This window comes from uncultured Metabacillus sp. (assembly GCF_947503125.1).
In the GTDB taxonomy this organism is placed as follows: domain Bacteria; phylum Bacillota; class Bacilli; order Bacillales; family Bacillaceae; genus Metabacillus.
Genome location: NZ_CANNCR010000123.1, coordinates 1 through 3,631, shown reverse-complemented (window position 1 = coordinate 3,631; position 3,631 = coordinate 1). Strand labels below are relative to the sequence as shown.

Annotated in this window: 2 protein-coding genes and 1 pseudogene; 2 read left to right on the top strand and 1 reads right to left on the bottom strand. The window is 36.4% G+C overall.

The features are described from left to right. Positions 1-525: 525 nt before the first annotated feature. Entirely contained in the window at positions 526-873 is a 348-nt protein-coding gene (locus Q1B07_RS26250; protein WP_039234828.1) for a hypothetical protein, read from the bottom strand. A 347-nt stretch (positions 874-1,220) separates the two neighbouring features. Here Q1B07_RS26250 and Q1B07_RS26245 point away from each other — a divergent pair. Together Q1B07_RS26245 and Q1B07_RS26240 are read left to right on the top strand one after the other, a co-directional pair. After that, a pseudogene (locus Q1B07_RS26245) lies at positions 1,221-1,343 on the top strand (DUF1657 domain-containing protein); the annotation flags it as partial. A 533-nt stretch (positions 1,344-1,876) separates the two neighbouring features. After that, complete coding sequence (locus Q1B07_RS26240; RefSeq protein WP_299095658.1) at positions 1,877-2,920, top strand: IS66 family transposase; 1,044 nt, start codon at positions 1,877-1,879, stop codon at positions 2,918-2,920. Positions 2,921-3,631 lie beyond the last annotated feature (711 nt).

The following is a 3,631-nucleotide window of genomic DNA, read 5'->3' as shown; positions in this document are numbered from 1 at the left end:
GAAGATAGTTATCGTATGAAACATCGTTCTACCATATTTGGGCAACAAAGTGTTTCAAATTAATGAGCAGAAATTGTGTCATTTTACTTGACGGTCACATTTGGGTATGTAGGCAAATGTCTAGTCCTAAGATAATTAGGAAAATAAGATAAAACTAAATATATTCAATTTAAGAAAGGGGAGTTATAAAAATTATACAATATCATAATTACATGTCTTATTATCATCCTCAATATTCCAGCCAGTTTTCGCAATACCCTGAGCTGAAGGAAGTGCTGCAATAACCTATTTAATTGGCATAGACCGTTTATTTAACGGTTGAATCTTGGGAAATTAATAAAATGTTTTAAAAATAGTTGATATGTTCCATGCTTATAAAGGAAAACTAGTAGAGTTGAAATGTTTAAATGTATTTTTGTACTATTGGTTAAAAAAACAACAATTGAGCTTTATCATAACAGTTAAATTTAGAGCAATAAGGCACACCGTTTGAAAACAAACGGTGTGCCTTATTGCTGTTAATATTTATTCATCTATATTATCTGGATCGTTTACATCTTTAGGATCTTCAATGGGTTCTTCTGCATCAGGGACTAAATCAGCTTCATCATCTTTATTTTCATCTATATTATCTGGGTCATTTACATCTTTAGGATCTTCAATTGGCTCTTCTGTATCTGGGTCCACATCATTTTCATCTATATTATCTGGGTCATTTGCATCTTCAGGATCTTCAATGGGTTCTTCTGTGTCAGGATCTACATCCACTTCAGGTGGTGGTGGATCCTTATCCTCTTCTACATTATTACACCCCAATAACATGATGGCAGATAGAAAAACTGCTGTTAATAGCCTTAACCACTTTAGATTCATTTTTATCGTCCTCTCTATTGGTTGTTTACTTTTAATATTATCTTCTCCTTCCACTTTTTTATACGAACATTTTAACTTAACATCAATAAAATTAAGGTCCTTGATCACCAAACAGTAGCGGCCTAGGTGTCAGGAATTGAAGATAAAAAATGTAGTACAGAGGAAAAGAGGCTTCTATCAAAAAAATGGTGCCATTTATCAAATATAATTACATAACTGTGGGTTTTTGGTCATTTAAAATCAGGATAAAATTGGAAGTTATAAAAAATATTCTTATACATCATTCTAATAAAGTAAAAATTAAAGGCGGCGTTATTTATAACAGTAAAAAATGACGTAAAGACAGGGCTAGCTTCGAAACATTTGCAATCAACAAGCTAAGCAGCTTTACCAAGAGGCTACACACTCAATCCGTTCTACACAGCGTTGAACCACGCGTTCAACAAATCGAACAAGAAGAACCGCAATAAGCCCAAGATGGAAGCCAAGCTTCCCAAGGCAGTACGCAAGGAGCACAAAATCAATAAGGAAATGAGTTTACAAGCAAAAATAATGAACAACAAGTAAGACAACAAAACAAACAAGCCCAGTCTCATAAAAAAAAAATAACTGAAGCACACGTTCGTAAAAATTACAATTCTAAGCTTTATGTCGCAACATTCTTGGTATATTACAGAGAGCGAATAAAAACTAAGCTTTCTTACCAAGAGTTGTTTTATAAAAAATATAAAAGGAGCAAGTGTTATGCGATTACCCGAAGACTTTATAAGAGCTAGGCATAAAAAAGAAGGGTTATGTTTAGATCAATGCTTTTCAAATCCTATCATACATAGGGAGATACATGGGAATAAGGTATTCGTTCCATTGGATTTAAAGAGAATTTGGAATCAATAAAAGTTTTTAGCAATGAAATATAGCAACCGTTTTGAGTATAAGGCTATTTTATATATAAGGGATCCCACCAACAAAAAGCGCTTAAAACATACGCTAAGCATAATTCGTCATGAATAAAGCCGATTTTTCCTCAACTTACGAGAAATGTAGTATCGCTAGTCCTAGCGTACTTGCCAAAGTAATATATGATAAATTTTCACAATACTTGCCCCTTTACCGTCAGGTAAAGGAATGGGATCGTTATGGCCTTAATACCAATGATAAGAACCTTTCGAATTGGGTCATTCGTGCATCTCACGATTGGTTATTGCCTATTTACGAGAGATTGAAAGATTTGATGATGGATAAATCGCTTTTACATATCGATGAAACGTATGGACAAATCCTCTACCGATCCGATGGGAAATCTGGTCAAACCAATGCTTATAATTGGGTGTGTCGAAGTGTTCCATACCAAGGACCACCAATAACTCTCTTTCATAGCGCATTATCACGGGCTAGATCTGTCCTTGAAGGTTTCATTAAAGGTTTTTCTGGAACGATTGTTTGCGATGGTTATTCTGCCTACGATAAGTTAGAAGGCATTACCTTCGCAAATTGTTGGGCGCATGTTCGTCGCTATTGGCTAAAAGTTGACAGCAAACATGGGCGAATCGGTTTGAGCTATTGCGATGAGTTATATCGACTCGAAAGGAAATTTAAACATTTGTCTCCAAGTAAGCGTAGAAAAAAACGCCAAAAATACTCGAAGCCGATTGTAGATAAATTCTTTGAATGGGTTGAATCATCACCTTTCTACGGGAAAAATGCCCTCGCGAAAGCAGCCGAATACACATTGAACAGGGCAAATGGGCTCAGAGCATTTCTGAACGATGGACGCGTTGAAATTGATAATAATCCAGCCGAAAATGCCATCCGTCCCAACGTTATAGGAAGAAAAAATTGGCTTTTTAGTGTTAGTGAAGCCGGTGCAAAAGCGAATGCCATCTGTTTGAGTATCGCAGAAACTGCCAAAAGTAACGGCATTGATTTCTATGAATATATAAAGAAACTTTTGACAGATCTACCGAATCTCGAATTCCATCAAAACCCTGAAATTTTAGATCAATACATGCCATGGTCAAAAATGATTCAGGCAGAATGTAGTAAATAAATGAAATAAGCCGTAATTCGATTAAAAATATCAGAATTTACGGCTATTTGTGACGCGTACCAGAAGGTACGCTTATTTTTTATATTTCGGGCTTACGTTAATGATCTTCAAGAAGAGAACTAATTTAAAAAGGGCAGCAGTTGGTTAAGCTGCCTTGATTGTTATTCACTAATTATTTTCTACAGATAAAGCCGAAGACTCCTAGCTAAAACAGTCCGCAAATAAGTCCTACAAGGATATTCTTATCTGACCACAAGGAGGAAGAGCCGCATTGATCGCAGCTCCCTACTCGTATAGGGTCGGGTTTTTTCGTTTTTGGTACATAGTAGACTAATAATACTCCGACTAAATTTCTTACCGAAAAAACTCCGAGTAGTCCCTACTTTTTTAGAGATAGAATCGAATCTGACTTGCTCGATCCAGCTTAACTTCGTTGCTATTGTAAGCCCGTCCGCATCTACTTCCATTAGCTTAATGCGATCTGATCCGCAGTTACTTAATAGTTTTTTGATATGCGGAGGGAATGTCGTATAGATGCTCCATGTTTTCTCGAGCGCATCGAATAGACAGATAGTCTCTTGCTCTACCCTCTCATAATATGCCATTGTTGCCGCCTTCCTTTCTGTAAATGTAGGTATAAAAAAAGCGCAAGGCGCCTGCCTATCGGCGACAAGCATAAGGCGAACAGGAATAGAAGGTGTACTTTACCTT

What these genes read in the sequence shown, in the direction of transcription:
- Q1B07_RS26250 (WP_039234828.1), bottom strand. Translation starts at nt 873, where the DNA reads ATGAATCTAAAGTGGTTAAGGCTATTAACAGCAGTTTTTCTATCTGCC.
- Q1B07_RS26240 (WP_299095658.1), top strand. Translation starts at nt 1,877, where the DNA reads ATGAATAAAGCCGATTTTTCCTCAACTTACGAGAAATGTAGTATCGCT.